Source organism: Alteromonas macleodii ATCC 27126 (genome assembly GCF_000172635.2).
Lineage (GTDB): Bacteria > Pseudomonadota > Gammaproteobacteria > Enterobacterales > Alteromonadaceae > Alteromonas > Alteromonas macleodii.
Window position 1 is genome coordinate 1,293,814 of record NC_018632.1, and the last position, 26,497, is coordinate 1,320,310.

Annotated in this window: 20 protein-coding genes, 1 tRNA gene and 2 pseudogenes; 9 read left to right on the forward strand and 14 right to left on the reverse strand. The window is 44.9% G+C overall.

Annotated elements, in window-relative coordinates:
* Nucleotides 1-30: 30 nt before the first annotated feature.
* The gene (locus MASE_RS05520) at nucleotides 31-1,953 is read right to left on the reverse strand and encodes a PrkA family serine protein kinase (RefSeq protein ID WP_014948763.1); all 1,923 of its coding nucleotides are present in this window, start codon (nucleotides 1,951-1,953) and stop codon (nucleotides 31-33) included.
* A gap of 241 nt (nucleotides 1,954-2,194) precedes the next feature.
* The gene (gene sodB, locus MASE_RS05525; RefSeq protein WP_014948764.1) at nucleotides 2,195-2,776 is read right to left on the reverse strand and encodes a superoxide dismutase [Fe]; all 582 of its coding nucleotides are present in this window, start codon (nucleotides 2,774-2,776) and stop codon (nucleotides 2,195-2,197) included.
* 349 nt (nucleotides 2,777-3,125) lie between these two features.
* Between sodB and MASE_RS05530 the strand changes: the two genes are divergently transcribed.
* From MASE_RS05530 to MASE_RS05550, 5 genes and pseudogenes are all read left to right on the forward strand, one after another.
* The gene (locus tag MASE_RS05530) at nucleotides 3,126-3,476 is read left to right on the forward strand and encodes a Grx4 family monothiol glutaredoxin (RefSeq protein WP_014948765.1); all 351 of its coding nucleotides are present in this window, start codon (nucleotides 3,126-3,128) and stop codon (nucleotides 3,474-3,476) included.
* Nucleotides 3,477-3,809: 333 nt separating this feature from the next.
* A pseudogene (locus tag MASE_RS05535) lies at nucleotides 3,810-6,397 on the forward strand (TonB-dependent receptor plug domain-containing protein).
* 82 nt (nucleotides 6,398-6,479) lie between these two features.
* The gene (locus tag MASE_RS05540) at nucleotides 6,480-7,112 is read left to right on the forward strand and encodes an RNA polymerase sigma factor (protein WP_014948766.1); all 633 of its coding nucleotides are present in this window, start codon (nucleotides 6,480-6,482) and stop codon (nucleotides 7,110-7,112) included.
* Nucleotide 7,113: 1 nt separating this feature from the next.
* Nucleotides 7,114-8,169 carry a FecR family protein gene (locus tag MASE_RS05545; RefSeq protein ID WP_014948767.1) on the forward strand — a complete coding sequence of 352 codons (1,056 nt, stop codon included), beginning with the start codon at nucleotides 7,114-7,116 and terminating at the stop codon, nucleotides 8,167-8,169.
* A gap of 219 nt (nucleotides 8,170-8,388) precedes the next feature.
* Nucleotides 8,389-11,322 carry a TonB-dependent receptor gene (locus tag MASE_RS05550; RefSeq protein ID WP_014948768.1) on the forward strand — a complete coding sequence of 978 codons (2,934 nt, stop codon included), beginning with the start codon at nucleotides 8,389-8,391 and terminating at the stop codon, nucleotides 11,320-11,322.
* Nucleotides 11,323-11,583: 261 nt separating this feature from the next.
* Here MASE_RS05550 and MASE_RS05555 read toward each other — a convergent pair whose 3' ends face one another.
* Entirely contained in the window at nucleotides 11,584-11,778 is a 195-nt protein-coding gene (locus MASE_RS05555) for a bacterioferritin-associated ferredoxin (protein ID WP_014948769.1), read from the reverse strand.
* Between the two features lie 275 nt (nucleotides 11,779-12,053).
* Between MASE_RS05555 and MASE_RS05560 the strand changes: the two genes are divergently transcribed.
* Nucleotides 12,054-12,659: a peroxiredoxin gene (locus MASE_RS05560; RefSeq protein ID WP_014948770.1), complete on the forward strand. Its 606-nt coding sequence runs from the start codon at nucleotides 12,054-12,056 to the stop codon at nucleotides 12,657-12,659.
* Between the two features lie 73 nt (nucleotides 12,660-12,732).
* On the opposite strand, the gene rnt is transcribed toward MASE_RS05560, so the two are convergent.
* A complete protein-coding gene (gene rnt, locus MASE_RS05565; RefSeq protein WP_014948771.1) occupies nucleotides 12,733-13,368 on the reverse strand; it encodes a ribonuclease T in 636 nt (211 codons plus the stop codon).
* Nucleotides 13,369-13,708: 340 nt separating this feature from the next.
* Between rnt and MASE_RS05570 the strand changes: the two genes are divergently transcribed.
* Nucleotides 13,709-14,581, forward strand: coding sequence for a flagellar protein MotY (locus MASE_RS05570; RefSeq protein WP_014948772.1), 873 nt, complete (start codon nucleotides 13,709-13,711; stop codon nucleotides 14,579-14,581).
* 37 nt (nucleotides 14,582-14,618) lie between these two features.
* On the opposite strand, the gene glpQ is transcribed toward MASE_RS05570, so the two are convergent.
* The 3 genes from glpQ to MASE_RS05585 all read right to left on the reverse strand — a co-directional run bounded on the left by glpQ (nucleotide 14,619) and on the right by MASE_RS05585 (nucleotide 17,323).
* Nucleotides 14,619-15,815 carry a glycerophosphodiester phosphodiesterase gene (gene glpQ, locus MASE_RS05575; RefSeq protein WP_014948773.1) on the reverse strand — a complete coding sequence of 399 codons (1,197 nt, stop codon included), beginning with the start codon at nucleotides 15,813-15,815 and terminating at the stop codon, nucleotides 14,619-14,621.
* A gap of 135 nt (nucleotides 15,816-15,950) precedes the next feature.
* Nucleotides 15,951-16,346, reverse strand: a complete 396-nt coding sequence (gloA, locus tag MASE_RS05580; RefSeq protein ID WP_014948774.1) for a lactoylglutathione lyase — start codon at nucleotides 16,344-16,346, stop codon at nucleotides 15,951-15,953.
* Nucleotides 16,347-16,612: 266 nt separating this feature from the next.
* The gene (locus MASE_RS05585; RefSeq protein WP_014948775.1) at nucleotides 16,613-17,323 is read right to left on the reverse strand and encodes an SDR family oxidoreductase; all 711 of its coding nucleotides are present in this window, start codon (nucleotides 17,321-17,323) and stop codon (nucleotides 16,613-16,615) included.
* A gap of 333 nt (nucleotides 17,324-17,656) precedes the next feature.
* Here MASE_RS05585 and cspE point away from each other — a divergent pair, with 333 nt between their 5' ends.
* Nucleotides 17,657-17,869 (forward strand): transcription antiterminator/RNA stability regulator CspE, encoded by a 213-nt coding sequence (gene cspE, locus MASE_RS05590; RefSeq protein WP_014948776.1) that lies wholly within the window; start codon nucleotides 17,657-17,659, stop codon nucleotides 17,867-17,869.
* Between the two features lie 168 nt (nucleotides 17,870-18,037).
* Entirely contained in the window at nucleotides 18,038-18,217 is a 180-nt protein-coding gene (locus MASE_RS05595; protein WP_014948777.1) for a hypothetical protein, read from the forward strand.
* A gap of 105 nt (nucleotides 18,218-18,322) precedes the next feature.
* Here MASE_RS05595 and MASE_RS05600 read toward each other — a convergent pair whose 3' ends face one another.
* The 7 genes and pseudogenes from MASE_RS05600 to MASE_RS05630 form a co-directional block, all read right to left on the reverse strand.
* Nucleotides 18,323-19,741: a M20/M25/M40 family metallo-hydrolase gene (locus MASE_RS05600; protein ID WP_014948778.1), complete on the reverse strand. Its 1,419-nt coding sequence runs from the start codon at nucleotides 19,739-19,741 to the stop codon at nucleotides 18,323-18,325.
* A 195-nt stretch (nucleotides 19,742-19,936) separates the two neighbouring features.
* Entirely contained in the window at nucleotides 19,937-20,659 is a 723-nt protein-coding gene (locus tag MASE_RS05605; RefSeq protein WP_014948779.1) for an endonuclease III domain-containing protein, read from the reverse strand.
* A 34-nt stretch (nucleotides 20,660-20,693) separates the two neighbouring features.
* On the reverse strand, nucleotides 20,694-21,386 hold the full coding sequence (locus MASE_RS05610) for an electron transport complex subunit E (protein WP_014948780.1): 693 nt from the start codon (nucleotides 21,384-21,386) through the stop codon (nucleotides 20,694-20,696).
* A gap of 1 nt (nucleotide 21,387) precedes the next feature.
* A complete protein-coding gene (locus tag MASE_RS05615) occupies nucleotides 21,388-22,272 on the reverse strand; it encodes an RnfABCDGE type electron transport complex subunit G (RefSeq protein ID WP_014948781.1) in 885 nt (294 codons plus the stop codon).
* On the reverse strand, nucleotides 22,272-23,354 hold the full coding sequence (rsxD, locus tag MASE_RS05620) for an electron transport complex subunit RsxD (RefSeq protein ID WP_014948782.1): 1,083 nt from the start codon (nucleotides 23,352-23,354) through the stop codon (nucleotides 22,272-22,274). The genes MASE_RS05615 and rsxD overlap by 1 nt, the downstream gene beginning before the upstream one ends.
* A pseudogene (gene rsxC, locus MASE_RS19885) lies at nucleotides 23,354-25,648 on the reverse strand (electron transport complex subunit RsxC); the annotation flags it as partial. The pseudogene rsxC and the gene rsxD, both read right to left, overlap by 1 nt.
* Nucleotides 25,648-25,721, reverse strand: a tRNA-Asn gene (locus tag MASE_RS05630). The gene MASE_RS05630 and the pseudogene rsxC, both read right to left, overlap by 1 nt.
* Nucleotides 25,722-26,497 lie beyond the last annotated feature (776 nt).

The following is a 26,497-nucleotide window of genomic DNA, read 5'->3' on the forward strand; positions in this document are numbered from 1 at the left end:
CACGCGCTTCAGCACCACTTGCGTTTAGCGCTAAGACGCTTTACGTACGCGCAGGTACCATTCACACAGCAACCGAACTTGTTTTTGCGTATATCCCTTCTCGGTCATACGATTTACAAAGTCGTCGTGTTTTTTCTGCTCCTCTGCAGAGCCTTTGGTGTTGAAAGAAATAACCGGCAGTAAGTCTTCCGTGTTAGAGAACATTTTCTTCTCAATCACGGTGCGAAGTTTCTCGTAACTGGTCCATGCTGGGTTTTTGCCGCCGTTATTTGCACGGGCTCTCAAAACAAAGTTAACGATTTCGTTACGGAAGTCTTTCGGATTACTTATTCCCGCAGGCTTCTCTGTTTTTTCTAATTCAGCATTCAGTGACGCTCTGTCGAACAGCTGTCCGGTTTCTGGGTCGCGATACTCTTGGTCTTGGATCCAGAAATCAGCATAGGTTACATAGCGGTCAAACAGGTTTTGCCCATATTCAGAATACGATTCTAAGTAAGCCGTTTGAATCTCTTTACCAATGAATTCCACGTAGCGAGGAATGAGGTAGCCTTTCAAAAACTCCAAATACTTATCAGCGGTTTCTTGAGGGAACTGCTCCCGTTCAATTTGACGCTCCAGTACATAAAACAAATGGACTGGGTTTGCCGCCACTTCTTGATGATCGAAGTTAAAAACCCAAGAGAGAATCTTAAATGCAAAGCGGGTGGATAACCCCTCCATGCCTTCATCGACACCGGCGTAGTCGCGGTACTCTTGATAAGACTTGGCTTTCGGGTCGGTGTCTTTCAGGCTCTCGCCATCATACACGCGCATTTTAGAAAATAGACTGGAGTTCTCTGGCTCTTTCAAGCGCGATAACACAGTAAACTGCGCTAAACACTCTAGCGTGTCTGGCGCACAGGGCGCGCCGTTAAGCTCGCTGCTGTCTAGTAACTTTTTGTAGATCTTAATTTCTTCACGTACTCGCAAACAGTACGGTACTTTTACTATATAGACACGGTCTAGGAAGGCTTCGTTATTCTTATTGTTTCTAAACGATTGCCACTCAGATTCGTTTGAATGCGCAAGTATAAGCCCATCGAAGGGAAGCGCAGAGAAGCCCTCTGTTGGGTTGTAGTTACCCTCTTGTGTTGCGGTTAATAGTGGATGCAGCACTTTAATCGGTGCTTTGAACATCTCCACAAATTCCATTAAGCCCTGATTGGCTTTACATAGTGAACCCGAGTAACTGTAAGCATCAGGGTCGTTTTGTGCATATTGTTCTAAGCGGCGAATATCAACTTTACCCACCAAAGATGAAATATCTTGGTTGTTTTCGTCACCGGGTTCGGTTTTAGCGATACCCACCTGGTCGAGCACTGACGGATAAACGCGAACCACCTTAAACTGGGTAATATCGCCATTGAATTCATGCAGGCGTTTGCGTGCCCACGGAGACATGATGGTTTTTAAGTAGCGCTTAGGAATGCCGTACTCTTTTTGTAAAATGTCGCCATCTTCTTTGACATCAAACAGACAGAATGGATGGTCGTTAACAGGCGAGCCTTTCAGCATGTAAATAGGTACGTGCTGCATCAGTTCTTTAAGTCTCTCTGCCAGAGACGATTTACCGCCACCCACTGGGCCGAGCAAATAGAGAATTTGTTTCTTCTCTTCAAGACCTTGTGCGGCGTGTTTAAGGTAAGAAACGATTTGTTCTATGGCTTCTTCCATGCCATAGAATTCTGAAAAAGCTGGATAACGAGAAATAACGCGGTTTGAGAAAATGCGGCTAAGTGCCGGGTCGTTGGCAGTGTCGATTAATTCAGGCTCACCAATAGCTTGTAGCAAACGTTCTGCTGCATTTGCATAAGCGGTTTGATCCTCTTTACAAATTTCAAGGAACTCCCCAATGGTGAACTCTTCCTGTTTTCGCTCTTCATAGCGACTTTGATAGTGTTCAAAAATACCCATGAATACCCCTTAAATACGGAACCCCGTAATTTCAGCTTAGTAGGTATTTGGGAAAACGATAGTAATTATTGTGTATAGTTTTTAATCTTTTCGTCTAATGAAAAATGCAACTTTAATAAGAATTTAGTGTCACTTAATGAACAATAGTGCATAAAAAAAGCCCCGCTTGGAAGCGGGGCTTTTTATAACTGATACTTTACGCTGTTAAGAGCGCAAGGCGCTTAACGCTTCAGTCTTTGGCTTATGCAAAGTTGCTGCTTGCGAATTCCCAGTTAACCAGCGCCCAGAAATTTTCTAGGTACTTAGGACGCGCATTGCGGTAGTCGATGTAGTAAGCGTGTTCCCAAAGGTCAACAGTAAGCACTGGCGTAAGGTCGTCGCCAGAAATAGGCGTTTGCGCGTTGCTTGTGTTAACGATATCTAGGCTGCCGTCTGCAGTTTTAACTAACCACGTCCAGCTTGAACCGAAGTTGTTAACCGCTTTATCGTTAAATGCTGCTTGGAAGTCTGCAAATGAGCCCCATTTCGCGTTGATAGCTTCTGCTAGCGCGCCTGTTGGCTCACCGCCGCCGTTCGGGCTTAGACAGTGCCAGTAGAACGTGTGGTTCCATACCTGCGCTGCGTTATTGAAAACACCGCCGTCAGAAGATTTGATGATTTCTTCTAGGCTTTTGTTTTCCATGTCAGTACCTTCAACTAGGCCGTTAAGCTTAGTTACATAAGTAGCGTGGTGCTTGCCATAGTGGTACTCAAGCGTTTCAGCAGAAATATGCGGTTCTAGTGCATTTTGTTCGTATGGTAATGCTGGTAATTCAAAAGCCATGACGGTCTCCATGTTGGTTTAGTATTGTAGTCTAAAGCCCACTTATCTTCGCCTGTTCAATAAGTGCATATTAATTCTATGTTCAATATACTGCTTTAGACGCTAAAGCATATCCCAAATGTGGGGATAAAGTCCTATAACTCAATGACAAAAATGTGAATTTTTTTTCAAAAGTTAAAATGTGACACTAATTTGTATTGCAATGTATGGGTAGATAACGATCCAGAGGTTGAAAAGATCAATTCAGCTATGAGTAATTAAACATAAAATTATGATACCCTTTCCCTTGATAAATCATTCATGCATTCCCATCTAACTGGGAATACACTTTTGTGCTCAGAGGAATCAAATGGATAATACTGAAAATCAATCAACGCTAGATAGAATCAAGCAGCAAATCGAAGAAAACCCAATTTTATTGTATATGAAGGGTTCTCCTAAACTACCTAGCTGTGGCTTTTCTTCACAAGCATCGCAAGCGTTGATGTCATGTGGCGAACCATTTGCTTATGTAGATATTCTTCAAAACCCAGACATCCGCGCAGAACTACCAAAATATGCAAACTGGCCGACATTCCCGCAACTATGGGTTGAAGGTGAGCTTGTAGGCGGTTGCGATATCATTATTGAAATGTTCCAACAAAACGAGCTTCAACCGCTTATTAAAGAAACGGCTGCAAAGTACAAAGAAGCAGAGTAAATCTTGTTTCCATGTACAAATCTTTGGGTTTGTAAAAACGATTTAAAAGCCGGCTTATAGTCGGCTTTTTTTATTAAAACCCGCCAAAAATCCCGCACTTTTATTCCCGTAAAAACTATATAGACAGGTCAGAAATTAAAATCCTCTACGGAGTGAAAAAATATTTTTATTTTGTCGAAAAAGGTTTGTTTTTTAATATCTTGCGTTCTATAAAAAACACCATCTGACCGCAAATGAGTCAGTGTTGAAGGTAAAAAATAACAACTACTCTGAGCATTTTTTTAATGTGTTTAAAACGCTGAAGGTGTCTTAGAGAAACTCCGGGAAACCACCATGAATACAACCTTGTCTTTATTGACCAAAAACGTGCGTGGCGTATTAGCCGCATCAGCTGCGTTTTCAGTAATGGCCGCTGCACCTGTTTATGCGCAAGAAGCTGAAGAGAGTGCTAAGGCCGAAGATTTTGAACAAATTGCGGTAGTTGGTTCACGTGCAGCGCCTCGCTCGGTCGCTGACTCAGCGGTGCCAATTGATATTATTTCTGACGAAGAGTTTAAGCAGCAGGGTGCCACTGATATGGTATCTATGATGCAGACTGTTGTTCCGTCTTTTAACGTAAACGACCAGCCGATCAACGATGCTTCAACGCTTGTTCGTCCTGCTAACCTTCGCGGTATGGCATCAGACCACACGCTTGTGCTTGTAAATGGTAAACGTCGTCACCGTTCTGCGGTTATCACTTTCCTTGGTGGTGGTCTTTCTGACGGTGCACAAGGTCCTGATATTTCTGTTATCCCAGCAGCGGCATTAAAGCAGGTGGAAGTACTTCGTGATGGTGCAGCAGCACAATACGGTTCTGATGCGATTGCGGGTGTAATTAACTTCGTACTTAACGATGCATCAGAAGGTGGTTCGTTTGAAGCCCGTTACGGCTCTTTCTACGAAGGCGACGGCGACATGATTCAGATGTCGGGTAACGTAGGTCTTCCTCTATCTGATAAAGGCTTTATTAACCTTTCAGCTGAATACCGTACTGCAGATGACACATCTCGAAGTGTACAGCGTGCCGACGCTGCTGCATTGATAGCGGCAGGGAACACCTTTGTAGCAGATCCTGCGCAAATTTGGGGTTCACCTGAAATCAAACACGACATCAAACTTTTCGCTAATGCAGGTATAGAGCTTTCTGCTACCTCAGAAGCTTATATGTTTGGTAACTACGCCGAGCGTGAGGTTGAAGGTGGTTTCTACTTCCGTAACCCACACAATCGTGGTGGTGTGAACGATGGTGGTACAAATGAAGATGGCGAGCAACTACTGCTTGTTGGTGATTTAACCGGTGATATGTCAGGTAACTGTCCAACCGACATCGTAGTTGGTGATAACGTACTAGAGAACCCGCGTTATATTAACGAAGTTCAGAACAACCCTGACTGTTGGGCGTTCAACGAAATGCTGCCAGGTGGTTTCACGCCTCGTTTCGGTGGTACGGTTACAGATATGTCGCTTGTCTTTGGTACGAAAGGCGAACTTGACCACGATATTACTTATGACGTGAGCTTGAACCTTGGCCAAAACGAAGTTGACTTTGCTATTAGCAACACCATCAACCCGTCTTTAGGTCCAGAAACACCTACAGAATTTAGCCCAGGTCGCTATACGCAGTCTGAGCAAACCCTTGATATTGATTTCACTAAGCCGTTCGATGTTGGTTTATATGAACCACTATTCGTGGCAACTGGATTCCAATATCGCAACGAAAGTTATGAGAGCTTTGCAGGTGATACTGCCTCTTATGAAATAGGTCCGCTGGCGACACAAGGCTTTGGCATTGGCTCAAATGGTTTCCCTGGCTTGGCGGCCAATAGCCAAGGTCGTGTGTCCCGCAACAACATCGCACTGTACATTGACGCAGAAGCGTATATCACTGAAAACTTCATGTTAGCCGGTGCGCTACGTTATGAAGACTTCTCTGATTTCGGTGACACAACGAAAGGTAAGATTGCTTTCCGTTGGCAAGCACTTGAGAACATCGCTTTCCGTGGTGCGTTCTCAACAGGCTTTAAAGCACCTACCTTGGTCAAAGCAACGTGCGTAACGTAACTACCGCGTTTGGTACAGGTGGTGAACTTATTGACCGTGCAACACTGCCTCCGACAGATCCAGTGTCTCAACTTAAAGGTGGTGAGCAGTTAACGCCTGAAGAGTCAGAAAGTATCACGTTTGGTGTGGTAGCCGATTTCGATAATGGTCTATTCATTACCGCAGACTACTACAACATTGAACTGACTGACCGTATCAGTACTGCCTCTGGTATTGCGCTGACTGAAGAAGACATTGCCACGCTGCTTGAGCAAGGTATCAACGATGCGTCTAGCTTCTCTGAAATCAGCTTCTTCACTAACGACTTCGACACCACCACCGAAGGTGTAGACGTAGTAGCGAACTATTCGATGGATATGATGGGCGGTGAAACTAAGTTCTCACTTGCATATAACTGGACGTCGACAGAAGTTGACCGCGCGTCGGATAATATCTCTGATTTCCGTATTCGCATGCTAGAAGATAACCTTCCAGCGGTACGTTACAGTGCAACAGCTAACCACACTAATGGCGACTGGCGCTTCCTTGCGAGAATGAACTACTACGGTAGCATCTTCGAAGATCACCTAGACTCTGCATTGCCGATTGACAAAGTAGGTTCTGAAATTACGTTCGACTTTGAAGTGGCATATAACTTCACTGAAGAGTTCACGGTAACTGTTGGTGCTAAGAACGCGTTTGATGAATACCCTGACGAAAACAACACTGATGCAGGTGGTATCACCTACGCACAGATTGCAGGTTCAGCGTATCCGACAACATCACCAATTGGTATAAACGGTGGCTTCTACTACCTAAGAGGTGTTTACACTTTTTAATAGGTAAGCAATTACCTATAAACCAAACTTTCACTTAATGTTTCAAAGTTAAGGGGGCATTAGCCCCCTTTTATTTTATTAGGTGAAAAAGAACGAAAAAGCAGGCATTATTGATGCCAATGTAAGCAAATCGAAACACACAACATTTAATATTATGACGAGAAAGTCGACAGTAGCTGAAACCTTTTTAAAATACCGCTCAAAGCTAATGCGCGCGGTAGGTTCTATTGTTGGCGCCGACGACATTGAAGACATCGTGCAAGAAGCTTTTATTAAAAGCTACGAAGCAGAGTTAAAACAAGAAATACAGTATGAGCGTACCTATATGCTCAAGACAGCGCGTAATCTAGCGCTGAACCATGTTGCGAAAGCTGAAAACAAAAATAAGCAGCAGCTCGATGACATGGATATTTTGCCTTATGAGCTTGTAGGGCACAGTTTAGAAAAAAATGTAGAAAGCAAAGAGCGTTTTATTCATTTTTGCCGAGCGACAGATACACTGTCTGCTGATGTAAAACGCGTATTTTTGCTGAAAAAAGTATATGGCATGCGACAAAAAGAGATTGCAGAGCTTGTGGGGCTAAGCGAAAGCACCGTTGAGAAGCATGTCGCCAAAGGTTTAATGATGTGCTCTAGGTACTTAGCCGAGCTGTCAAAGGACAGTGCATCCCCCCGTGCCACTGCTAACGCGACTCAGGACATAAGCCGTAGTTAACATGAATAATATTCGCCAGTTTTCAAGCAAAGAAGATATCCAAGAGCAAGCATGCTTATGGATAAGCCGTCTCGATCGCGGCTTAAACAGTGACGAAAAGACGGAGCTAGATGCTTGGTTGTCGGAAAGTAATGCGCATCGTCAAGCTTTGCTCGACGCCGCTAGCTTGTGGGACGACATGTCGGTATTAAATGAATTGAGCGGTTTATTCCCGCAGCCTACCTCACGTCAGTCGTCGAAAAAACGCAATATGCCTAAAACAGCGGTTTGGGGCATTGCGGCCACATTTTTAGTGATGGCAATTGCTGTTGGGGTAGTGGTTCAGCGCACGTGGCTAAATAGCACCCCTGAATTCGCAGCGGTAACACAAAAGGTACAAACCGGTGTTGGCGAACAGAAAAACGTGACGCTAGCCGATGGCTCTAAACTTCATCTAAATACAAACTCTGTCGTTACCGTAGACTTCTCATCAACGGCGCGCAATATCGTTTTATTGAAAGGGGAGGCACACTTTGAAGTGGCTCACGACACGTCTCGCCCGTTCTCTGTAACTGCAGGCAACAACACCGTTACCGCTGTTGGAACTGCTTTTAATATGCAATATGTGGATGATAATGCGTTTGAGTTAGTGGTGACCGACGGAAAGGTATTGGTGAAAGATCGCTTTAAGGCTTCATCCTCAAATGAGTCGCTCTTCACGAAACGTCCTGTTGCTGAAGAAGGACTTCTCATGTTCGCAGGTGAAAAAGCAACAGTGCAAGGTAAAGTGGAAGCCCGTGAAAGCATGTCTCAAAATGACATTGACGACGATTTAGCGTGGCAACAAGGTATGATTGTATTTAAAGGTGAACCGCTAGAGGCCGTATTAGCTGAGATTGGGCGCTATACACCCGTTCGCTTTAACATTTCGGATGAAAGTCTGCGCAAGCGACGTGTAGCGGGCTACTTTAAGGTAGGCGATATAGACGGTCTGTTGTCAGCACTTAAGAGCAGCTTTAATATCAATTACGAGAAAGTCACAGAAACAAGTATTGAGCTTAAGCTAGCGAAAAGTTAAATATTTCTGAAAGATAGGTGCTTTCTACTATTCGTAGTTGGCATCAATTTCTTTAATGTGACAATATAATTAAAATAATAAGCACATCGATTTTATATCTTGCAATACAGCAATTTTGCGATAAGCAGGCAAACCAAAAAGGCAATAGAAAAGCTGCATGCCCTCGCGTGTTCGGCCCAATGCCTTTCGCAAAAAAGAATGTGCAAATTCTCCCGTATTTTGTCCCTCTCGGCACTACACATAGCGTCCGGCTTTTTTCTTTTCATAGCACCAGCGCCAACGCTTCATGCACAAACAGACAGCCCTTCGCAATCACCCGACCAAACCGAACCAAAATTGGGTGCTTACAGCTTTTCAATACCCGCACAAAATGCTAATGAAGCGCTAACCGAACTAGCTAAACAGGCAAATACCACATTGCTTTTTCCTTTTGATTTAGCAAAAAAAGTGAAAACAAACGCATTGGAAGGTACGTTCACACTGAATGAAGCGCTGGCACAGCTTCTTGAAGGAACAGAATTGGCGGTAGTGACTGATGAAAGCGGTGCGGTAAGTATTCGTTCTCGTTCATCGTTAGTGGCGAAGGAAACACAGCCACAAGATACCGAAAAGAAAACAGACGAGGGAGGCAATGGACTTGAAAAAATTGCGGTCGTCGGTACTCGTAACTCGCCTCGAAGTGCTGTTGACTCACCAGTTCCTTTGGATGTGATTGGTTCTGAAACCCTCAACTCACAGGGAAATTCAGACGTGCTTTCTATGTTAAGCGTGATGGTTCCTTCGTTGAACGTAAACGATCAGCCCATCAATGATGCCAGTAGCCTGGTAAGGCCGGCGAACCTTAGAGGAATGTCCTCGGATCACACGCTTTTGTTGCTTAACGGAAAGCGACGCCATCGCTCTGCGGTAATCACGTTTTTAGGCGGAGGTTTATCTGACGGTGCACAAGGGCCTGATATATCGGTTATTCCTGCCTATGCGTTAAAGCAAGTCGAAGTATTGCGAGATGGTGCAGCAGCCCAGTATGGCTCAGACGCCATTGCAGGCGTGATTAACTTCGTACTTAAGGATGCTCGTGAAGGAGGGCATGTTGCGCTGAAGGTTGGCGGATACAGTGAAGGCGACGGCGAACTGTTTCAAGTGCAGTTGAATAAGGGCTTTGCTATTGGAGAAAACGGCTTTTTAAATGCAACGGCAGAGTATCGTCAGCAAAATGGCACGTCGCGCTCTGTACAGCGGGTTGATGCGCAGAACTTGATTGACCAAGGGAATGTGTTCATCGCGTCACCGTCCCAAGTATGGGGAGCGCTTGATGTTAACGAAGATATTAAACTTGCGCTAAATGCAGGCGCAGACATTTCGTCTAAATCACAATTTTACAGCTTTGCCACTGCAGCAAGAAGAGAAATAAACGGTGGTTTTTACTTTCGAAATCCGCAAACCCGAGAAGGGGTGTTCAGCCGTACCGACCCAAATACAGGGGAAAGTCGTTTGATTGTAGCCGATCTCGACGGGCTGGAAAGTGGAATTGCTTGCCCTTCTATAACCTTGTCCAGCAATAGTGTATTGCTGGACCCCTCGTATCAACTTATTGCAGATAACACAACGGCGCTTGGTGCCAACTGTTTTGCTTTCAACGAGTGGTTCCCTGGCGGTTTCACACCAAAATTTGGGGGCACGATAACGGATGCTTCTGTTGCGATGGGCGTTAAACATGAGTTACCTAATGGCTGGGCGATGGATGCCAGTGCGACATTGGGCTACAGTGACATTGAGTACACCATCTCCAATACGGTTAATCCATCGTTAGGGCCACAAACGCCAACGTCGTTTTCGCCCGGTGGTGTGTCGCAAGTAGAGCGAACGCTTAACTTAGATTTTAACAAACTCATTCAAACTATTTTCGACGATCCGGTTAGCATTGCCGTGGGCTTAGAATGGCGCAAAGAAACCTATTTTCAAAAGTCCGGCGATGAAGCGTCATATATTGCAGGCCCTTTCGCTCTAGAGCCGCCACTTGGGTTGAACCAAGGCTTTTCCATCGGTTCCAACGGTTTTCCGGGGTATCAGCCTCAAAGTGCTGGGCACTGGAGCAGAAGCAATTGGGCTGTGTACGCCGATTTGGAATTTTATGTTACCGAAGCATGGCAGTTTGGCGTGGCCACTCGTGTAGAGCATTTCAGTGATTTCGGCTCGACATTCGATGGGAAATTGAGTACTCGCTATAAACTAAATGATATTTTTGCATTACGCGGATCTGTAAACACCGGTTTTAAGGCGCCAACAGTAGGGCAGAGTAATGTTATCAACGTAACTACCGCCTACGGTGTTAACGGTTTGGAAGACCAAGCAACGCTGCCTCCAACTGATCTTATCTCACTGCAACTAGGCGCAACTCCACTGACGCCTGAAGAATCGGTGAACTTTAGCCTTGGGCTAGTTATGCAGGCAAGCGAGAACTTTTTTGCAACGCTCGACTATTTCAATATTCGCCTTTCTGATCGTATTAGTACGACATCTGCAATTCCGTTAACCGACGACGACATTAGTGCGCTTATTGCCCAAGGGCGTCCAGATGCGGCGAAATATAATGCTGCAAAGTATTTTACTAATGACTTTGACACAAAAACTCAGGGTGTTGATTTAGTTGTTAACTACAATTTTGCGCTAGCTGATTGGTCAAATTCTTTACTTCTTGCCTTCAACTGGACAGACACACAAGTAGAGCGGGTTACACTTTATCCTGCGCAAGTGGGGGACGAAATACGGCTTCTACCTAATCTAACACAGGCAAGAATTCGCATGCTGGAAGATAACTTGCCTGCTCATCGAGGCAGTATCACGCTGGAGCAATCGAAAGGAAATTGGGCATTTACTTGGCGACTGAACTATTACGGTGAGTTTTATGAAGACCATCTTGATGCGTCCGCAGGGATGGACATATACGGCAATGCGTTAACCACATTCGATGCCCAAGTTGCATGGAAAGTACTGCCTCAAACACAAGTTACCCTCGGCGCCCAAAATCTGTTTGATTCGCTGCCTAATGAAAACCCTTTTCAAGGTGAAGTTGGCGCACTCTACCCACCTACATCGCCTAGCGGTATCAATGGGGCTTTCTATTATGCAGGCATTGAGTACACCTTTAACTAGGGCGTGCTTCAGCAAAGCTACGTAGTTAAATGGCGCGCTGCACTCATTGAAAGTAAGAAAATGAGCCTAGCTCTGAGTTTGAAAGGACAACAACCTATCGTTTTAGGTGACGATGTGAATGTTACTTAGGTAATTGAACTAGAATATGACTTAGGTCACTTAAAGGAATAATCGTGATAATAAATATGGTGTTTAAAGTCTAGCCAAGGATGCTAAGAGCGATGACGTTGCGTGTTAAGAATACGCGAGTTGGCTAATTGCCTAGCCAACGTCTTTGAATAGGGACTCATCGACGATAGTTTGGTCAATGATCTGTTGCGCCATGTTGATGCACTTACCGCATTGTGAGCCAAGCTCTAAATGTTGACGTAACTCTCGCATATTTCCCACACCGTTTTCTTCAACCGCTGCGCGAATGCTTTTATCAGTTACCCCATAGCACATGCAAACAAACATTAAACGTACTCCAAATGAATCTGTAAATGATAATAATTGTTATTCTTTGCTTTAGCAAGTGGATAATGACAAATTTAATACAAGGTAATTGAAGAAAGACTGAACAGTGTGGGGTGATGTTAAGCGGTTATTGGTATGATCAGTAAAAAAACTCGTTGTTTAATATTGTTATTTCCATATTCGTACCTATTTTCTTTGAAGGAAATTTCTTATCAAAGTGGTTACGCAACGTAATCACTTCTATTATTACAATCCAAATATAAATGGAGAGACTCATGAGTGTATTAGTTGGCCGTCCAGCACCTGACTTTACTGCAGCAGCGGTACTTGGTAGTGGTGAAATTGTTGACACTTTCACACTAAGTGAAGCAATCAAGGGCAAGAAAGCTGTTGTATTCTTCTACCCACTAGATTTTACGTTTGTTTGCCCGTCAGAGCTTATCGCCTTTGACAAGCGTTTCGACGAGTTCAAAAAGCGTGGTGTTGAAGTGATCGGTGTTTCAATCGACTCTCAGTTCTCACACAATGCGTGGAGAAACACTCCGGTAAATCAAGGTGGTATTGGTCCGGTTAAGTACACCCTTGTTGCTGACGTTAAGCACGACATCTGCCAGGCATACGATGTTGAGCACCCAGAAGATGGCGTTGCGTTCCGTGGTTCATTCCTAATCGACGAAGAAGGTATGGTACGTCATCAGGTAATCAATGACCTTCCACTTGGCCGTAACGTTGATGAAATGCTACGCATGGTTGATGCACTAGCATTCCACCAAGAGCATGGTGAAGTTTGCCCAGCGGGTTGGACTGAAGGTAAAGCAGGTATGGATGCGTCGCCTGAAGGTGTTGCTAAGTACCTATCTGAAGAAGCAGACAAGCTATAAGCTAAACTGTTTAAAGATTATAAAAAAACAGCGCCTTTTGGCGCTGTTTTTGTTTATATCAGTTTGAATAAAACTACTCTTTATTTTCTACAGGCCATCCGCCTAGCGCTTTATAGCGATTTACCATATAGCAAAATAGCTCGGTGGTCTTTTGGGCGTCATACAGCGCACTGTGCGCTTCACTTTGGTCAAATGCAATCCCCGCTGCACGGCATGCTTTTACCAAAACCGTTTGGCCTAAGGCCAATCCAGCAAGGCTGGTGGTGTCAAATGAAACAAACGGATGGAACGGCGTGCGTTTTATATTGCAGCGTTCTATCGCGGCATTGACGAAACTCTGATCGAACGTTGCATTGTGAGCAACAATAACTGAACGTTGGCAGTCTGCATTTTTTTGCGCCTTGCGGATGCCTTTACATAAGTCCTTCATGGCTTCGCTTTCTTCAATAGCCCCTCGCAATGCACAATTAGGATCGATGCCATTAAATTCTAAGGCTGCTGGCTCTAGGTTAGCGCCCTCAAAGGGGTCAATGTGATAATGAAAAGTTTGATCAGGATGAAGTATACCGTTTTCATCCATTTTCACCGTTACCGCGGCTAATTCTAACAGGGCGTCAGTGCCTGCATTAAATCCGGCTGTTTCAACGTCGATAACAACGGGAAAGTAACCTCGAAAGCGCTGGGAGAGAAGGGGCGGGTTGGCAGACATAAACACTCTTGTAAGACTCGATTGCGTTAATTGGTTGGTGACTAAAATGCGTACCAACCTGCGAAGCATATTGCGTAAAAGAATTATCGCAAGGATACTCTCGAGTTGCCAGTTGCAATTTATAAACTGTTAAATCAGGGGGCTAGCAAAAGTACAAAACGCGAATGGTATTAAACGCTAAACTTTTCTACAATTTGGACGATAATCAAATTAAGCGTGAAAAATCATTAGGCACATTTCTTCTTTTTGTGTGAGCTAATTTGATTCATTATGTTCGGTAATTTGTGCACGTAGTGTTGTCTTTTACCTGTGTTAGTCTGATTTTCGTTATGGTGTCGAAATGGTGTCGAAATTAAAATACATCGCTTTATTGGGGATGCTGGGGTCATTGTCTTCCCACGCTGCCATGCGGCAATATTCTGCAACCATAGAAAGCTCCAACTGGCGAATAGACAAAGACACCCGACTTCAGTGTACCTTGAACCACGAACTACCCGGTTATGGCGAAGCCATGTTCACGAGCTCAGCGTCGAAGCAGCTTAATATGGAATTTGAACTGGACATGTATTTGCTGCCAAGCAAATTTGATATGGCTGCTGTTTATTCTGTACCACCTAAATGGATGCCCGGCGTTGCGCCTAAAACCATTGCCGACATGTCTATTCGTAAACAGTACAATGGCGACCTTCCGCAGGATGCGGCTTGGACTATGTTGTCTGAATTAGAAAAAGGCTTTTGGCCCACAATCTATTACCAAGATTGGTATAACAAATACGACCAAGTGAGTGTGGCATTAAACGCTAGCAACTTCTCTGGTGTGTATCGTGAATTTGTGAAGTGTGTATCGAACTTATTGCCCTTCGGTTTTGATGACATTGCCTACACGGTATTGTCGTATCAAAACAACAGTACAGAGCTAACCAAATATTCGCAGAAGCGCTTAACCATGATAGGTGAATACTTAAAAGAAGACGGCGAGCTTGAGCTTGTGCTTCTTGATGGTTACACCGATAGCTACGGCGGTCGCTATAATAATGAACAGTTGTCTATTCGACGTGCTAACGAAGTAAAAAGCTATTTGACTACGCTAGGTGTACCTGAAGATCGAATTCAGTTAACAGGCCACGGTGAGAAACGCCATATTGCGCCAAACGATACGCGAGAAAGCCGTGCCCAAAATAGACGCGTGGTGGTGCGACTTTCAAAATCCTAGGCGCTAATTGTCGCGCCTACACTCGCTTTAAAATGCGTTAGTTTAATTTTTCTCGCCACCTTAATACCGGTACTAAATGATCGGTGAAAACACCGTCAGCACCTACCACCTTGTCTAAAACTTCCAAGACTTGTTCTGAACTCATACCTGCTGGTAGTGCATCATGTCGGTAGGTGTAGGGGTGGATTGTCAGGTTATTTTCGTGGGCGTAGGCAATCCATGCCGCGGCTTCTATTTTTCCTTGAGTCATCGCTTCATTATCGAGTAAATGGCCTAACCAAGGGCCTATGCCATCGGTATATAACGCAACCTGCTGCATGCCTTCCTGAGTGCGCAGCCAGTTATAATCTGTGTCGCTTTCGCCCCAGTCGTTTTCGCCGATCAGCATCACAACTTTGCCTTTATAGCCCAGGGTTTCTCGAATGCGCTTAACTTCGTTAAAATCGAAGCATTGCAGGTAGCTATTACCGCTCTCTCCACCAAACCCGTAAGCATCTAAGGCATCTACAACGATTTTACTGGCATCAACGCCTTCTTTAATGTGAAAGGCAGGGGACTTTACTTCAGGATAAACCCCTACAGACGTTCCAAATTGGCGATTTAGCTCGCTGATTAGCTCAAAGTGTTCATTTAACGTGGCAACTTTAAAATTAGCATGCGTGCCGCGGTACCTATCTTTAAAAACTTGCTTCCCGTCACTGTTAGCGCGCTCGTGTACCTGCAGTTGTCGCAGTTCTTCAAGAGTAAAATCACGCGCGTAATAGCGTCCGTCATCGCGGTGGCGTGCAGGAAACACATCTTCTACATTGGTGACCGTTTCTAAGTGGATGTCGTGTAGCACAACGGGTATGTCGTCTTTGGTGATAACAACATCTTGCTCAATAAAATCAGGGCCCAGAGAAAAGGCGAGGGTAGCAGCTTCGAGGGTATGCTCAGGTAAATAGCCCGACGCGCCGCGATGGGCTATCACGGTAAAGTGCGTTTCAACATTTTCTTTTGTGTCAGCGTGTGTTTGCGCACTCTCGTTATTTGCAGCCATGGCCGAAAACGCACTGCCAGCAGCAACTGCACCGGTAAAAGCGATAAACAACGCTGGCAGAATAGCGGCCAGTTTTGCTTTTGGCTGACTGCGCAAGCCTATATTGTGCGCTGCTCGAGGCTTCCGACATATCGCTGTTCTAGCTTGGCTTTTGTTTTTATCATCTTGCGAAAATAATAAGCGGTTACGTAGCATGTCGTGTCACTCCATGTGGTTTTTCATCGTTTTTTTCCAGTGCCGCACGTTTTTAAATTGATAGTTTGGCGACTTAAGCGTTCAAATCGCTTTGACTACGCTGGCTGCATCTTCAGTTCTTGTTTTTGAGCCATTTCATAGCGAAATCGATTTATTTTGTATGAGTTCTATTGCATATCCATCGGGGTCGCGAACAAAAGCAATAACTGTGGAGCCGCCTTTTACTGGCCCCGGTTTACGATATACATCAGCGCCGTTTGTTTCTAAGTTTTCACAAAACTGATAGATATCATCGACCTCAATCGCAATATGACCATATGCGTTACCCTTATCGTAGGTGTTGTCGCCCCAGTTGTAGGTAAGTTCTAAGACGGTACTCTCGGTTTCATCGCCATATCCCACGAAAGCTAGCGTGTATTCATACTCTTTGTTTTCAGACTGGCGAAGAAGGCGCATGCCCATGAGTGAGGTATAAAAGTGAAGAGAGGCCTCTAAGTTTTCAACTCGAAGCATGGTGTGAAGCATTCGCATAAGAGATTCCTATTTTGAACCATCGGAATTACTCGATGGCACACTGCACTGTGATTGCGTGTTGGCTGTTACTTTTTGTACACATAAATACGATGAGTACTTTATTTGAGTAAACGCAAACAACACGCTTTTATGTTAATTAGGAAATGTTAACGCTTTAAGACAATATTACAATTCTAGTTAACCGTACTATACCTGCGGTAACACGCCGCGATTACGAACATTTTAAGTCTCGCTGAGTGGGTAATTATCTATGCGGACTGGTATTAATAGCCCCATAGGCCGATATTATCAATTTTAAGACGGCGAGGTTGGCTCAATAGGTAAACCACCATGTTGCCTAAGTCTTCATTTTGAATTAGGCCATCGTCCACTTTCTCTGTTTCTGCTTTCTGCGACTGTATCAGTGCAGGGTTTAGGGAATGGACGTGAATACCGTAGGGGCGAACCTCTTCTTGCAACGCTTTTCCAAGCCCCACCATCGCAAATTTTGATGCACAGTAAACGCCTGCATTGGCATAGCCGTTCAATGCCGCCTGAGAAGCGATATTGATAATGTAGCCTTCCTTGTTGTTAATCATGTGAGGCACGACCTCTTTACACATGAGAAAAGTCCCTTTTACGTTAGTATCCATTACTTCGTCCCACGCTTTCTCTGAGGTTTCCCAAATAAGGGTCTCCTTACCAAAGCCACTGTTATTAATTAGGACGTGTAGCTCGCCAAATTTATCTTTGACTTTTCTAACAAAACTGGCAACATCAGCGCTTTTCGATACATCACAAACTTGGCCAAAGACATTACCTGGGAATAAGGCGTCGAACTGCTCTACAGTCTGCTTAACCGCAGTTTCAGTGCGCCCACAAATGGCCACGTTCATTCCTGCTTCTAGTAGAAATCGAGCGAGAGTTTTACCTAGCCCTTTTCCGCCTCCAGTAACAATGGCTGTTTTACCTTCTAACGCATACGTGTCTGTCATAATTTAAACCTATAGCAAAAAAGCAAGGTTAACCTAGCTTTCAAGTGCCTTGAACAAACATACGTATTCAGCTTCGCCAAAAAAATTTGTAAAAAAGTTGTGTTTTGGTTAAAAAATAAACTGAAAACTAGTGGACATTGCTCGCGATTACCTGTACCTTTCGCATCGCTCTAGATATGTTATTTGCTTTACCTAATACTGCGCTGTACCTCTTTTTTAAATCCTTCAAATTGAAGTTTTATATAGATATACAACTGCTTTACTAGCTTGGAGATGTCTATAGCTATTCGGTGGTTTCCACCATTACATCAATTTTTTTAAAAGGTTTTTATTATGTCTAATTCTGTAAACGGTACAGTTAAGTGGTTCAACGAAGAAAAAGGTTTTGGTTTCATCACTCCTGAAGCTGGCGGCAAAGACGTATTCGTACACTTCCGTTCAATTGCTTCTGACGGTTTCAAAACGTTGAAAGAAGGCCAAGAAGTTAGCTTCGAAGTTGAACAAGGCCAAAAAGGTCCTCAAGCTGCTAACGTAGTAGTTCGATAAAACCTCTATGCTTATCTAAGGTCACTTCTCTTTTCTGAAGTGACCTCAAAAAAATGGGCTCTTTCTGAAACGCTATGTTCACGCTAGAGCCTAATTATCGTTTTTCGATTTCTTTACCCAACCTGCGAGGAATTCAAAACAAACAACATTAATAAAGAAGTATTTACTATGCAATTTCAAGATTCTATCTCTACCTTTAATAGCGCCATTTCAGGTGCGTTAATCTCAAATATCTCCATAAATAAAACAACCGTTGCTTTTAAACATGCGAATACGTATCGGCATGTAGAGCTGCCATCAAGGCAAGAGGCGAAGCGATTTGTTGCCCAGCTTATTCAAGCGCAATAAAACGTAAGCATTTCGGACTAGCAGAGGCGAGGGTAAGCAGAGTACTGGTAAGCAATGGCCAGCACGAGATGCACTGACCAATGTTTGATGATTACTAACGTGTAACTACTGTTTAGCTTTTAAGTCAACGTCCGAATCGGCTAACAAGTATATACTTGCTGCGTAGGCTGCAATGTTTTGCGCAAGCTCATCGGGGTCAATTTTATCTAAGGTATCATCTGGCGTATGGTGAAGATCAAAGTAATCTCTACCGTTTTGATTTAACCTAATCGTTGGTACGCCTTTCGCTGCTAGCGGAATAATGTCAGGGCCGCCGCCAGCAATGTCTGAACCGCCACGCACTATACCTAGCGGTGATAAAATCTTCGCGATTTCATCGACTAGCACAGTCGCTTCGGGATTCACATTTGACACTACTTGCCAGATAGTTTGCGCACCAAAGTCAGACTCTGTGGCCAGAACGTGATTTTCAAGGTTCTTTTCGTGTTGTTTAGCGTAAGCAAAGGCACCTAATAAGCCCACTTCCTCAGCGCCAAACATGACCACACGAATGGTGCGTTTTGGGCGCTCTGGTAAAGAAGCAATTAACGCAGCCGCTGCCGTGGTAATGGCAACGCCCGCGCCGTCATCAACTGCACCTGTTCCTAAATCCCAGCTGTCTAGGTGGCCGCCAATAAGGATAATTTCTTCGGGCTTCTCGCTGCCCACTAAATCCAGTATTACGTTGCCGCTGTTTACTTCGCCTTTCCATTTCGATTCAGAGTGAAGCGACAATGACAGCGGTTTACCTAAGTTATGTAAACGTCGTAAATGGTCTGCGTCTGGGTTTGAGATAGCGACTACGGGGATATCTGCCCAATTATCGCCGTCTGAGCTCATCATGCCTGAGTGAGGGAAACGATGAGAGTCTGAACCTACTGAGCGCACGACCAGCGCTTCAGCGCCGCCGCGTTGAGCATGTTGCCAACCAATACGGCGACGTTGGTTCGCTTGACCATAGCCTGCACCTGTTTGGCTTTTAACCATGGCGTCGCCGTCTACAAATGCAATTTTGCCTTTAAGGGCACCATCTTTAACTGCGGTTAGCGCGTGAATATCTCTGAAATAAACGATGTCTGCATTGATCTCGCTTTCAGAAGGCGCTGCGCCGCCAAGGGCTGTGCCGTAAAGCGGCTGGGCATAAGGCGCCGTGAGTGAAATGTGTAGGTGGCCTCTATCCCAAAATGGCATAGTGAATTCTTCTATGCTGACTTTATCAAAACCTAGACGCTCTCCTACCACCACGCCCCAATCTCTAGCTCGCTTTTCTGCTTCAGAGCCGCCCAGGCGAGGGCCAATCTCAGTGGTTAGGGATTCAACAATGCTATAGCCTAAATCACTTTTCAGGGCTTTTTGAATTAATGCTTCCGCATTTTTCTTTTGCTCGTCAGTAATGGGGGAAGTTTCTGCAAAAACACCAAAACTGCATGCACTTACTAATGCACCAAACGCCAGCCTTCTAGCGATAGTATTCAATCGAGACATGTGTTCTCCATGGATTTATTTTTATATTTCTTTTTTATTTGCGCGAGCAAAACTCTAACCCATCCATCATAGCCAATTTGGTTGTCCCTTTCGAGGCAAACCACAAGCGTAAGTCGTGTGTTAGTCGCAAAATTCCTCTTGAGAGAAAATAAATGGAGAATAAAAAAGGAGCCTAAGGCTCCTTTCTGAAAGTTTCTATCTACGCTTCTTCTTAAGCGCCAATTTTTGCTTTTTCTCTTGTTCTTTCAGCACTTCGTTAATAAAACTCTTTCTGCCGAACTCGCGTGTGATAACACACTTGTTTAAGTCGAAACCGCGGGCAGGGCAGTATTCTCTGCCATATAGGATGATTTGCAGATGCAAATCGTTCCACCTTTCTTTTGGGAACAAGCGTTTTGCGTCACGCTCTGTCTGCTCAACACTCTTTCCGTTCGACAAACCCCAGCGATACATTAATCGGTGGATATGAGTATCTACGGGAAAAGCAGGAATGCCAAAGCCTTGAGACATAACCACAGCGGCAGTCTTGTGACCCACTGCGGGCATGGCTTCCAGCGCTTCAAAGTTTGCAGGCACTTCACCGTTGTGCTGCTTGATGATCATGTCAGACAAATGCCAAATGCCTTTGGACTTCATGGGAGATAAACCACAAGGACGGATAATGTCTTGAATTTCTTCAATACTCATCAATACCATGTCGTACGGATTATCTGCCCGAGCAAAGAGCTTCGGCGTAATTTGGTTAACGCGCTCGTCTGTACATTGCGCCGATAGCAGAACCGCAATGAGTAACGTATATGGGTCTTTATGATCTAAAAAGATAGGAATTTCCGGATAAAGGTCATCCAGTATTCGCATGATTTCTTTTACTTTTTCCTGCTTAGAAAGCGGCTTGGCCGGCTTAACTACATCATTCATTTCTAAATACTTTTTTGTTTTTGATTTTTAGCGTTTAGCTTTCAGAGGTAACGCGTACCCGTTCAGCCTTCACTGCAGGCGATGTTTGCTTAGCGGCTAACTTTGCATCAATACTGTTTTTGATAGCAATGAGAAGACCCATACCTAAAAAGGCACCAGGCGGCAGTATCGCAAGCAAAAACGGATTTTCAGTGTTGAAAAGCGTTATGGTCCAGTTCTCAGCAATTGAGCCAAACAGTCTGTCTGCCCCTGCTAGCAATGTACCTGCACCCAATATCTCACGCATACCACCTAAAATGACCAGCACTGCGGTAAAACCCAGTCCCATCATGAGTCCGTCGTAGGCAGAGGCGAGCGGCCCGTTTTTCGACGCAAAGGCTTCTGCGCGGCCTATGATGGCGCAGTTAGTTACAATCAGCGGAATGAAAATACCTAGCGCTAAGTAAAGGTCATAGGTGTATGCATTCATTAATAGCTGAACAATGGTAACGAACGCAGCAATGATCATAACAAAAACGGGAATGCGGATTTCGTTTCTTACTACATTACGAACGAGTGAAACGGTAACGTTACTGCCAATGAGTACCAACATGGTAGCAAGGCCTAACCCGAGACCATTGGTAAACGTCGCGGTAACGGCCAATAGCGGGCACAAACCTAACAGTTGTACCAGCGCAGGATTGTTCTTCCAAAGCCCTTGTAAAGACAGGTCGCGAAAATCAGTCACGTTATAGCTCCTCTACACTATGAGGTTGAGCCTCATTCACGTTAATCGCATCAATTGTTTCAACGGAATCTGTAATTGCGCAGGTGTTAGGAGCGTTGAAAAGTGCAGATTGGTTGGCCTGTGCATAAAGCAAGGCTTCGCGTACTGCTCTTACTACTGCTCTCGGCGTGATGGTAGCGCCAGTGAACTGATCGAACTCACCACCGTCCTTTTTGACCTGCCAAGGCGCCAAATTGTCGGGTGAAAAAGGCTTGTCACTGAACGTCGTTATCCAGTTGCTAACTGCAAGCTCTATTTTATCGCCAAGGCCAGGGGTTTCTTTGTGTTCGATAACGCGTACGCCAAGCACCCTCATACTGATTCTATTAGTGTTGGGCACAGAAATATCGGACGCATTCTCGTCTTGCTCCGATGGGCTCTGAGGTGTTGAGTCAAGCTCGGCCAACTCCGAGAGCGCTAACGCGGTGATATTGAGATTTTCGCTCTCACCGTCGAGCGAGTCAGTACTCGAGCCGCCTTGTGTGTTTCCACCAACGTGTGCATCCACTTTTACACCAACAACGATATCGATATCTCCACTGTATCCGTCTGGAGCAGTGGCTTCTAATACTAATGCGCTAGGTTGGCCATTTAACGTCGCACGATATATTTTGTGTGCTTTTTTGTTGCCAAGTTCAGGTGCATTGACCTCTGTGCAGTTGGCGTAAAGGGCATTGTCGTGGAATTCGCTAGGCACGACTTCATTAAGTACGCTTAGCAGTTTTTGCTGCTTTTGTTGCTCAATTTTATCTTGGGTGCCAAAAAATGTGAGTGCTATTAATGCTGTGGTAACAACGGCAAACGCACCTAACATAAGGCCGTTTTTGGCCAGGCTTTCTTTCATCATTAGTGTTTACCTCGACCTTTTACGTTTTTGCCGTACACGCGAGGACGGGTATAGTAATCAATCAAAGGCACCGCCATATTCATAATAATAACCGCAAACGCTACAGCATCAGGGTAACCACCAAAGGTACGGATTATTACCACCCAAAAGCCAATCGCTGCACCAAATATAATGCGGCCTCTTGGTGTTGTTGACGCTGAAACCGGGTCGGTGGCGATAAAGAAGGCGCCTACCATTACTGCACCGTTAAACAGGTGAAATAGCGGTGAAGCGTAGTAATCGGCGTTTGCTAAATGAAGCAGTGATGCACAAACAAACACGCTTAGCAGCATACCTCCCGGGATATGCCAGCTGATAACGCGGGTCTTCCAAAGGTAGAGGCCACCAAGTAGGTATGCAAGACTCACCATTCCCCATCCAGCACCAGCAGCTTCGAATATGCCGCCATCGAAGATTGGCTTCGCTAATGATTCTGAGTATGTTACTCCTTGCGTTAGGTCGGTTTTCAATGTGTCTAACGGTGTAGCCATGGTTACACCATCGGCAATGGTTTTGAGTTGAGTGACATCGTATCCGCTAGTAGTAAAACCAGTAAATATGAGTGATACCGAATCAAAGAAACTTGGCGTAATGCCAGCGTGAGTCGCAGGAGGCAGCCATAGGCTCATAGCCGCAGGGAATGAAATAAGCAGCACCACATACGCTATCATGGCAGGGTTGAAAATATTAAAGCCAAGCCCGCCGTAAACCTGTTTAGCCACCGCAATAGCGAAGAAAACACCCGTTACCGTCATCCACCAAGGTAGGGTAGGAGGAATACTAATTGCGATGAGTAAGCCGGTTAATACTGCGCTGTAATCCGTTAATGTGCGCTCGATGGGGCGATTTCTTAAAAATAAAATCACGCCTTCAATGACCAGTGCACTCACTACTGCAATGATGGCTTGAATGAGCATTCCCCAGCCAAAAAAGAAGGATTGTGCAATCATGCCAGGGAGCATGGCATAAATAACCATACGCATGACTTGGCCAGTATCGCGTTTAACCCGTTGGTGTGGTGAACTCGATAAACTTAACTTCATTATGATTCTTTCTCTTGTTCAGCTGCTGCTTTTTTTGCTTTAGCCTTTGCTACTGCAGCTGCAATGCGCGCTTTCTTTTCATCTTGTGCCGTCGGTTGAGAAGGAGCTTGCGTGCTTGTTGCTTGACCTACACGGCTAGACGATTCGCTCTGCTCATGTGCTTTACTACTTTCCTGTTCAGCAGTAATTGATGAGGTCGCTAAATTGCCATTACTGTCTTGAGCAAGTTTCTTTGCTTTAGCCTTTGCCACTGCGGCAGCAATGCGCGCCTTTTTCTCGTCAGCTTCATTTGTCGAGGCAGCGTCGTTAGCATCAGTTTGCTCGCTTCCTTCATGTTCTTCCTGCTTAGCCGCTTTTTTGGCTTTCGCTTTCGCCACCGCAGCAGCAATGCGCGCTTTTTTTTCATCCGCTTCGCTCAAGTTGTTAGCAGGATCTGATGCGCTATCACTCTGAGCACTACTGTTTTGATCGCTGACGCTTTGAAAACTGGCTTCTTCTGGCGAGTTACCGTCTTGATTCTCAATACCAGCCTCGCCATCAGGGCCAGATGCTTGCGCTTTTTGCGAAGCGGCCTTTTTAGCTTTCGCTTTCGCTACTGCCGCTGCGATCCTAGCCTGCTTTTCATCTAGCTGTTCTTTGGAGTGACTGTCTGGTTGCTCATCTAATTGAGTTGGCGCACCTTGCTCTGAAACTGACTTATCAGGCTGCCCGTCTTCGCTATTTTTAGCAGCTTTTTGCGCTTTAGCTTTAGCGATTGCCGCGGCAATACGCGCTCTTTTCTGCGCTTCAGCGTTTAGCTCTGAATTAGCTTCAGTATCGGAAAGTTCGGTATGCTTTTCGCCTTGAGAGCCCGCAGTTTTTTCTGCTGAAGATGCTTCAGACTGGCTGGCTTGCGCGGCCTTTTTTGCTTTTGCTCTAGCGATAGCGGCAGCAACTTTAGCTTTTTTCTCATCTTCTGGTGATGATGACTGGTTACTTGGCTGTTCTGTGGTTGATGGTTCGACAGCGCTTTCTTCTTGCGTTTCGTTTTGAGCTTGTGCGGCCTTTTTCGCTTTTGCTCTGGCGATTGCTGCAGCAACTTTTGCCTTTTTGTCATCTTCTGGCGATGACGCCTGTTCACCTTGCTTATCCGCGCTTTCAAGTTGAGCTTCATTCTGGGCTTGTGCGGCTTTTTTCGCCTTAGCTCTGGCAATAGCTGCTGCTACCTGTGCTTTTTTATCGTCTGCCGCAGTGCTTGGTTCGTTGGTATTTGTTGTATAACTTTCATCCTTTGCGTTGGCCTGCATAGCCGCTTTCTTTGCTTTCGCACGCGCAAGCGCCGCCGCTACTTTGTCCTTGGCCTCAGTTGCGCCAGCATCAACAGCGCTATTCGCATTATCGGCTACTGCATTTTCTTCTTTGGCTTTGTTGGCGGCTAATCGTGCTTCTTTTGCTTTTCTATGTTTTTCTTCGCGCTCAAGTTTTTCGCGCTCTAAACGTTCTTTACGTGCTTCAAAACGCTGTTTAGCTTTTTCGGCCTTGTTCTTTTCATCACGCTGAATGCGTATTTCGGATTTAGCCTGGCGGTAGTAATGCACCAGTGGGATTTCACTGGGGCAAACGTAAGCACATGCGCCGCACTCTATACAGTCGAAAAGGTCGTATTCTTCGGCTTTATCGTATTCTTTTGCTTTGGCGTGCCAAAACATTTGTTGGGGGAGCAACGACGCAGGGCATGCGTCGGCGCATGCGCTACAGCGAATACAGGGGCGCTCTGCATTGTCGTCTACCAGCTCTTTTTTTGCAGGAACCAGCAAACAGTTTGTGGTTTTAACCACGGGGATCGTAGCGTCTGATAAGGTAAAGCCCATCATAGGCCCGCCCATAATCACTTTAGGTACTTTCTGTTTTTTCGGGTTGTAGTTTGCTTCATCCAATAGATGAGAGACGGGCGTACCCAACAACGCTCTAAAATTGCTTGGTGATTCAACGGCTTCACCAGTTACGGTAACAACCCGTTCAATCAGTGGCTTGCCGTGTAAAATAGCATCTGCAATGGCATAGCAGGTACCAACGTTGAACATCATCACGCCTACGTCGGCAGGCAATCCATTTCTTGGAACTTCTCGGCCAGTCAGTACCTGAATCAGCTGTTTTTCGCCGCCGGCAGGGTATTTAGTCTCAACGCTAACAACGCGATAGTCTTTCTTATCCTGACAGGCAATATTAAGTGCTTCGAAAGTCTCTGGCTTGTTGTCTTCAACCGCAACTACAATGGCCTTCGGCCCAATAAGGTGAGTAAGAATGTCTAGACCCCCCCCTCCCCGACTCGAACGGGGGACCTGCGGATTAACAGTCCGTCGCTCTAACCAACTGAGCTAAGGGGGACCTGTGCTTCAACGGAGGCGAATATTAAAGACGTACTTAGGAACTGTCAACAACATAAATGAAATATTTGTGCTGACTGCGCAAAAAATAGCTTTTTACGGCTTTTATGTTCATTTTGTCGTCAATGCTGAGAAAATGATGGTTAATAACTGCACATTATTCCCTCATTGCTTATGAACAAGAGGTTGTTTTAGTAATTGATAGTTTTACCCATCTCGTTTTCTTATATATCTCACTAAAGTTAAAGGGTATAACTAAATAGAATAAAAAAGCGCTTCCATACTGGTATTATGTACAGGCTTTAATAAATCTGTAACCTGTACCTGAGGATTAAAAGGTTAGTCACCACTTACGTGCTGAGAAATTAATCGAGCACGAAATCCCGCCGAATATGGTCTGGCGTTAGTTATCCACTAAATCTGTGGATAACTATGTTGATAGCTTAGAATCGCTGTAGTTATTTACGAGATCGCGTACGTATTGATCTAATGAGGTTATGGCGTTATTGAGTGGATAATCTTTTTAATACAGGGGTTTAGGGTGTTTTTTTTGATCTTGTTTCTCGATCGGAATAGATCGGTTGAACAAAAAGTAGCTTGTGTGTTAATTCAACGAATGCCTAAATGCTATTCAATGAAATCCATCTTAATTCTCAATGCCTTACATTTTGTTAACATTTTTGTGTGTCTTTTAAACGCTCTATTTGGATAGCTAGATGCGCCCGAGACGTTTTGCCTGCATATTAAAAGTGAAACAGGATAGAAATTAAACTGTAA

Bases quoted from the DNA above. Each gene is read 5' to 3' on its own strand.
- MASE_RS05520 (WP_014948763.1), bottom strand. From the start codon at position 1,953: ATGGGTATTTTTGAACACTATCAAAGTCGCTATGAAGAGCGAAAACAG.
- sodB (WP_014948764.1), bottom strand. From the start codon at position 2,776: ATGGCTTTTGAATTACCAGCATTACCATACGAACAAAATGCACTAGAA.
- MASE_RS05530 (WP_014948765.1), top strand. From the start codon at position 3,126: ATGGATAATACTGAAAATCAATCAACGCTAGATAGAATCAAGCAGCAA.
- MASE_RS05545 (WP_014948767.1), top strand. From the start codon at position 7,114: ATGAATAATATTCGCCAGTTTTCAAGCAAAGAAGATATCCAAGAGCAA.
- MASE_RS05555 (WP_014948769.1), bottom strand. From the start codon at position 11,778: ATGTTTGTTTGCATGTGCTATGGGGTAACTGATAAAAGCATTCGCGCA.
- MASE_RS05560 (WP_014948770.1), top strand. From the start codon at position 12,054: ATGAGTGTATTAGTTGGCCGTCCAGCACCTGACTTTACTGCAGCAGCG.
- rnt (WP_014948771.1), bottom strand. From the start codon at position 13,368: ATGTCTGCCAACCCGCCCCTTCTCTCCCAGCGCTTTCGAGGTTACTTT.
- MASE_RS05570 (WP_014948772.1), top strand. From the start codon at position 13,709: ATGGTGTCGAAATTAAAATACATCGCTTTATTGGGGATGCTGGGGTCA.
- glpQ (WP_014948773.1), bottom strand. From the start codon at position 15,815: ATGCTACGTAACCGCTTATTATTTTCGCAAGATGATAAAAACAAAAGC.
- gloA (WP_014948774.1), bottom strand. From the start codon at position 16,346: ATGCGAATGCTTCACACCATGCTTCGAGTTGAAAACTTAGAGGCCTCT.
- MASE_RS05585 (WP_014948775.1), bottom strand. From the start codon at position 17,323: ATGACAGACACGTATGCGTTAGAAGGTAAAACAGCCATTGTTACTGGA.
- cspE (WP_014948776.1), top strand. From the start codon at position 17,657: ATGTCTAATTCTGTAAACGGTACAGTTAAGTGGTTCAACGAAGAAAAA.
- MASE_RS05595 (WP_014948777.1), top strand. From the start codon at position 18,038: ATGCAATTTCAAGATTCTATCTCTACCTTTAATAGCGCCATTTCAGGT.
- MASE_RS05600 (WP_014948778.1), bottom strand. From the start codon at position 19,741: ATGTCTCGATTGAATACTATCGCTAGAAGGCTGGCGTTTGGTGCATTA.
- MASE_RS05605 (WP_014948779.1), bottom strand. From the start codon at position 20,659: ATGAATGATGTAGTTAAGCCGGCCAAGCCGCTTTCTAAGCAGGAAAAA.
- MASE_RS05615 (WP_014948781.1), bottom strand. From the start codon at position 22,272: ATGATGAAAGAAAGCCTGGCCAAAAACGGCCTTATGTTAGGTGCGTTT.
- rsxD (WP_014948782.1), bottom strand. From the start codon at position 23,354: ATGAAGTTAAGTTTATCGAGTTCACCACACCAACGGGTTAAACGCGAT.